We start from the raw sequence: 5331 nt of genomic DNA, 5'->3' as shown, positions 1-5331 counted from the left end.
GTGATGGTGGGCTCGGCCTCCATGGCCATCGTGCTGGCGGGCGGCAGCTGGTTTCTCGGGGTTTACCTGGGGTGGGGCCTGGTTGGCGTGTGGATTGCTTATGCCGCTGATGAATGGATTCGCGGCCTTTTGATGTGGCGGCGTTGGGCGACACTCGGCTGGCTGCCCCATGCCCGTGCGGCTCACCGGCGGCTGCGCCACAGCCGGGCCCATTGATTCGCGTGAATCGGTATTTTCCTATCCAGTAAAACTTGAGGGATGTTTTCTACAATGCGCCCCTTCCGCCTTGCTCACCCCATGCCCATGACGACCTCTCTGCCCCGTCTTGCTGCCTTGACCCTGCTGGTCGCATCGGCCATGGCCCAGGCCCAGCAGCCCGCGGTGATCTTCGACATGGGCGGCAAGTTCGACAAATCCTTCAACCAGGCCGGCTACCAGGGCGCCGAGCAGTGGAAGAAGGAAACCGGCAAGACCTATCTCGAGTTCGAGATCAGCAACGACACCCAGCGCGTGCAGGCCATCCGCCGCATGGCCGAGCGGGGTGCCAGCCCCATCATCAGCATCGGCTTCGCCCAGGCGTCGGCCCTGCAGCAGGTGGCCAAGGACTTCCCCAAGACCCAGTTCGCCATCATCGACGCCAAGGTCGACCTGCCCAATGTGCAGTCGCTGCTGTTCAAGGAGCACGAAGGCAGCTACCTCGTCGGCGCCATGGCGGCCCTGGTCACCAAGACCAACAAGGTCGGCTTTGTCGGCGGCATGGACATCCCGCTGATCCGCAAGTTCCAGTGCGGCTACGAGCAGGGCGCCAAGGCGACGAACCCCAAAATCGAGGTGTTCGCCAACATGACGGGCACCACATCGACTGCCTGGAACGACCCGACCCGCGGCGGTGAGCTGGCCAAGAGCCAGTTCGCCAAGGGTTCGGACGTCGTCTTTGCCGCCGCCGGCGGCACAGGCGTTGGCGTGTATCAGGCCGCCAAGGACGCTGGCAAGCTCGCCATCGGCGTGGACAGCAACCAGAACCACATCCAGCCCGGCACGATGCTGACCTCCATGGTCAAGCATGTGGACGTGGCCGTCTACAACGTGCTGAAGGCCTGGAAGCCCGGCGTCAGCGTGCTGGGCCTGAAGGAAGGCGGCGTCGACTATGCGCTGGACGACAACAACGCCAAGCTCATCACGCCACCGCTGAAGGCCAAGGTTGAAGCCATCAAGGCCGACATCATTGCCGGCAAGGTGAAGGTGGCCGACTACATGGCGGACAACGCTTGTAAGTTCTGAGCGGCGCGATGACGCCCGCCGTCCGCCTCCGGGCGATTTCCAAGCGCTTTGGCGCGGTCCAGGCCAACCGCGAGGTGTCCTTCGACATCGCCGCGGGCAGCGTGCATGGCCTCGTCGGCGAGAACGGCGCGGGCAAGAGCACGCTGATGGCCATCCTGTATGGCTACTACCACGCCGATTCAGGCCATATCGAGGTCAACGGCCAGCAGGTCCACATCGCCAATTCCCAGCAGGCCATTGCCCTGGGTATCGGCATGGTGCACCAGCACTTCATGCTGGTCGACACGTTGACCTGCCTGGAAAACATCATGCTGGGCGCCGAAGGGCGCTTCTTCCTGGCGCCGGCCAAGGCCGAGGTGCGCAAGAAGCTGCAGGCGCTGATGCAGGAGACCGGCCTCACCGTGCAGCTCGACGCCGTGGTGGCCGACCTGCCCGTGGGCGAGTTGCAGCGCCTGGAAATCCTGAAGGCGCTGTACCGCGGCGCCAAGATCCTGATCCTGGACGAGCCGACGGCCGTGCTGACTCCGCAGGAGACCGACCAGCTTTTCGTCACGCTGCGCCGCTTGAAGGAGCGCGGCACGACGCTGATCCTCATCACGCACAAGCTGCGGGAGGTCATGAGCCTGTGCAGCGCCGTCACGGTGATGCGGGCGGGGCAGGTGGTCGAGACGCGACCGATCGCTGAGTGGAGCGAGGAGTCGCTGGCCGAGTCCATGGTGGGCCGCAAGGTCACGCTGGGCCGTCCCGAAGGCCTGGAGGTCCACGCCGGGGAGGTGCGCCTGCAGGCGTCCGGCCTGAGCCTGAAGCATGCCAATGGCGTGCCGGCTTTGAAGGACGTGAGCCTGACACTGAAGGCCGGCGAGATCGTCGGCGTTGCCGGTGTGTCGGGCAACGGGCAGAGCGAGCTGCTGGAGGTGCTGTCCGGCCTGCGCGCGCCTGAGGGCGGCCGGCTGGAGCTGGGCGGCAAGGCCTTCACGCCGGAGGGCTGGCTGGACACCGCGCAGGCTCGGCCGCTGCGCCTGGCCCATGTGCCCGAGGACCGGCATGCGGTGGGCTTGGTCATGAGCTTCCCGGCCTGGGAGTCGGCCGTGCTGGGCTACCAGAACCTGCCCAAGTACCGCAAAGGCGCGGCGATGAACCACGCCGCGATGCGCGACGCGACGCGTGCCATGCAAGAGCGCTTCGATGTGCGCCCGCGCGACGAGAACCTGGGCTCGTCCAAGTTCTCCGGCGGGAATCAGCAAAAGCTCATCCTGGCGCGCGAGATCGGCGAGCAGCCCACCGTGCTGCTGGTGGGCCAGCCCACCCGCGGGGTCGACATCGGCGCCATCGAATTCATCCACGGCCAGTTGCGCGCGCTGCGCGACGCCGGCTGTGCGGTGCTGCTGGTCAGCAGCGAGCTGGACGAGATCCTGGCCTTGGCCGATCGCGTGGTCGTCATGAACTGCGGCCGCATCACCGGTGAACTCGCCATTGAAGATTGCGACGAGAAGCGACTTGGTCTGCTGATGGCTGCACAAGAAGAACGAGTGGCTGCATGAGCCAACCCCTGACTCTCCCCCGCTGGATCGACATCGGCCTTCTGCCGCTATGGAACCTCGCCATCGCCCTGGTCGTGGCAGGCCTCGTGGTCATGGTCATCGGCCACAGCCCCTGGCAGGCGCTGACAGTGCTGCTCAACGGCGCCCTGGGCAGCGTGCGCGGCCTGGGCTATTCGCTGTACTACGCGACGACCTTCATCTTCACGGGCCTGGCGGTCGCCGTGGCCATCCATGCCGGCCTGTTCAACATCGGTGGCGAAGGCCAGGCGACGCTGGGCGGCGTGGGCGTGGCCCTGGTTGCGCTGTGGCTGGGCGCCAAGCTGCCGGCCGTCGTCATGCTGCCGCTGCTTGTCATCGCCGCGGCCTTCTTCGGCATGCTGTGGGCGGCGCTGCCGGCTTATCTGCAGGCCTGGCGCGGCAGCCACATCGTCATCACGACGATCATGTTCAACTTTCTCGCTGCGGCGCTGAACGGTTATCTGCTGGTGAACTGGTTGCGTCCGGCCGGCAGCATGTCCGTCGAGTCGGCCGAGTTCAGCGAATCCGCCCGCATGCCGGCTCTGCACCAGATGGCTGCCGCGCTGGGCTATGAGTTGCCGTCGTCGCCGCTCAACCTCAGCCTTGTCATCGCGCTGATCGCCTGCGTCTTCGTCGGCTGGTTCCTGTGGAAAAGCGCCGCCGGCTACGCGGTCCGCTCAGTCGGCAGCGCGCCGCGCGCGGCCCACTACGCTGGCATCCGCCCGCGCGCCCAGGTCTTGATCGCCATGGCGATTTCCGGTGCGCTGGCCGGCATGGTTGGCATCAACGAGATTTCGGGCGTGCAGGGCAAGCTGACGCTGGACTTCGTCGCCGGCGCCGGCTTCACCGGCATCGCCGTGTCGCTGATGGGCCGCAACCATCCGGTCGGCATCGTGCTGGCCTCGCTGCTGTTCGGCGTGCTCTACCAGGGCGGCGTCGAGGTCTCGTTCGAGCTGCAAGGCTTCAGCCGCGAGATGGTGGTCACGGCGCAAGGCCTGATCGTGCTGTTCTCGGGCGCGATGGCCACGGTCAGCGCGCCGCTGTTTGCGCGCCTCTACGGCATGGTGAAGGGAGGCCGCTGATGGATGAAGTCCTGATTGCCTCGGTGCTGGCGTCCACGCTGCGCGTCAGCGCGCCGCTGCTGCTGTGCGCGATGGCGGGCGTGCTGTCCGAGCGCGCCGGCGTCGTCGACCTGGGCCTGGAAGGCAAGATGCTGTTCGCCGCCTTCGCGGCGGCTGCGGCTGCCTCGGTTACGCACTCCACGGCCTATGGCGTGATGGCGGCCATTGCCGTCGCCTGTATTGCCTCGCTGTTGCATGGCTTTGCCTGCGTGACCAACCGCGGCGACCAGGTCGTCTCCGGCGTCGCGCTGAACATGATCGCCGCGGGCCTCACAGTCGTGCTCGGCATCGCCTGGTTCCAGCAGGGTGGGCAGACGCCGCCCATCGACCCCGACGTGCGCCTGACGGCCATCGCCAAGGGCTTTGCCGAGCCGCAGCCAGGCAACTGGTTCGCCTCCGTCTTCGGTCACGGCCTGCTGAGCCACAACGTGCTGGTCTACGTCGCCTTCCTGATGGTGGCTGCCGTCTGGTTCTTCTTGGAGCGCACCCGCCCGGGCCTGCGCCTGCGTGCCGTTGGTGAGAACCCGGCCATGGTGGAAGCCGCCGGCATGTCCGTGCAGGGCTTGCGCTACCAGGCGCTGCTGATGAACGGCGTGCTCTGCGGCCTGGCCGGCTCCTACCTGACGCTGGCGCAGAACGCGTCCTTCTCGCCCAATATGACTGCCGGCCGCGGCTTCATAGCGCTGGCCGCGATGATCTTCGGCAAGTGGAAACCATTGCCGACCATGGCGGCCTGCCTGCTGTTCGGCTTCCTGGACGCGGTCGCGATCCGCATGCAGGGCGTCCAATTGCCTGGTATCGGCGAAGTGCCCGTGCAGCTGATCCAGGCTTTGCCGTACATCTTGACGGTCGTCCTGCTGGCGGGCTTCATCGGGTCCGCCATCGCCCCGAAGGCATTGGGCAAGCCCTACGTGAAGGAACGCTGATGGAACTGACCCAAGACCTGCTGAACCGCCTGCTCGCCGAATCGCTGCGCGCCCGCGAGTTCTCGCACTCGCCGTATTCGAAATACAAGGTCGGCGCGGCCATCCTCGACGAGCAGGGCCGCATCCACATCGGCGCCAACATGGAGAACGCGTCCTACCCCCAGGGCTGGTGCGCCGAGCCCTCGGCGCTGACGGCCATGATCATGGCCGGTGGCAAACAGGCCCGCGCAGTGCTGGTGACTGGCCCCGGCCCGGACATCATCACCCCCTGCGGCGGCTGCCGACAGAAGCTGCGGGAGTTCTCCGTTCCTGAAGAGCTTGTCGTCATTGCCGGCGATCCTGGCGGCATCCGCCAACGCTGGACCCTGGCCGAATTGCTGCCCCACAGCTTCGGGCCCAGTCACTTGCACATCTGAGGTTTTCCCATGATCGACAACAAAACCC

At 66.4% G+C, this 5331-nt stretch carries 5 protein-coding genes and 1 pseudogene; all 6 read left to right on the top strand.

Annotated elements, in window-relative coordinates; translation table 11 throughout:
• A pseudogene (locus tag AC1DU6_RS19190) lies at window positions 1-216 on the top strand (MATE family efflux transporter); the annotation flags it as partial.
• Window positions 217-297: 81 nt separating this feature from the next.
• Entirely contained in the window at window positions 298-1281 is a 984-nt protein-coding gene (locus AC1DU6_RS19185; RefSeq protein WP_056196083.1) for a BMP family lipoprotein, read from the top strand.
• An 8-nt stretch (window positions 1282-1289) separates the two neighbouring features.
• Window positions 1290-2822: an ABC transporter ATP-binding protein gene (locus AC1DU6_RS19180; RefSeq protein WP_477858934.1), complete on the top strand. Its 1533-nt coding sequence runs from the start codon at window positions 1290-1292 to the stop codon at window positions 2820-2822.
• On the top strand, window positions 2819-3922 hold the full coding sequence (locus AC1DU6_RS19175; protein WP_056196088.1) for an ABC transporter permease: 1104 nt from the start codon (window positions 2819-2821) through the stop codon (window positions 3920-3922). The genes AC1DU6_RS19180 and AC1DU6_RS19175 overlap by 4 nt, the downstream gene beginning before the upstream one ends.
• Window positions 3922-4887, top strand: a complete 966-nt coding sequence (locus AC1DU6_RS19170) for an ABC transporter permease (RefSeq protein WP_457326115.1) — start codon at window positions 3922-3924, stop codon at window positions 4885-4887. Before AC1DU6_RS19175 ends, AC1DU6_RS19170 begins: the two co-directional genes overlap by 1 nt.
• Entirely contained in the window at window positions 4887-5303 is a 417-nt protein-coding gene (cdd, locus tag AC1DU6_RS19165; protein ID WP_457394802.1) for a cytidine deaminase, read from the top strand. The genes AC1DU6_RS19170 and cdd overlap by 1 nt, the downstream gene beginning before the upstream one ends.
• Window positions 5304-5331 lie beyond the last annotated feature (28 nt).

Source organism: Roseateles sp. P5_B10, from assembly GCF_056400485.1.
Note: the sequence above shows the minus strand (reverse complement) of the source record. Positions and strands in the feature narration are given on the sequence as shown.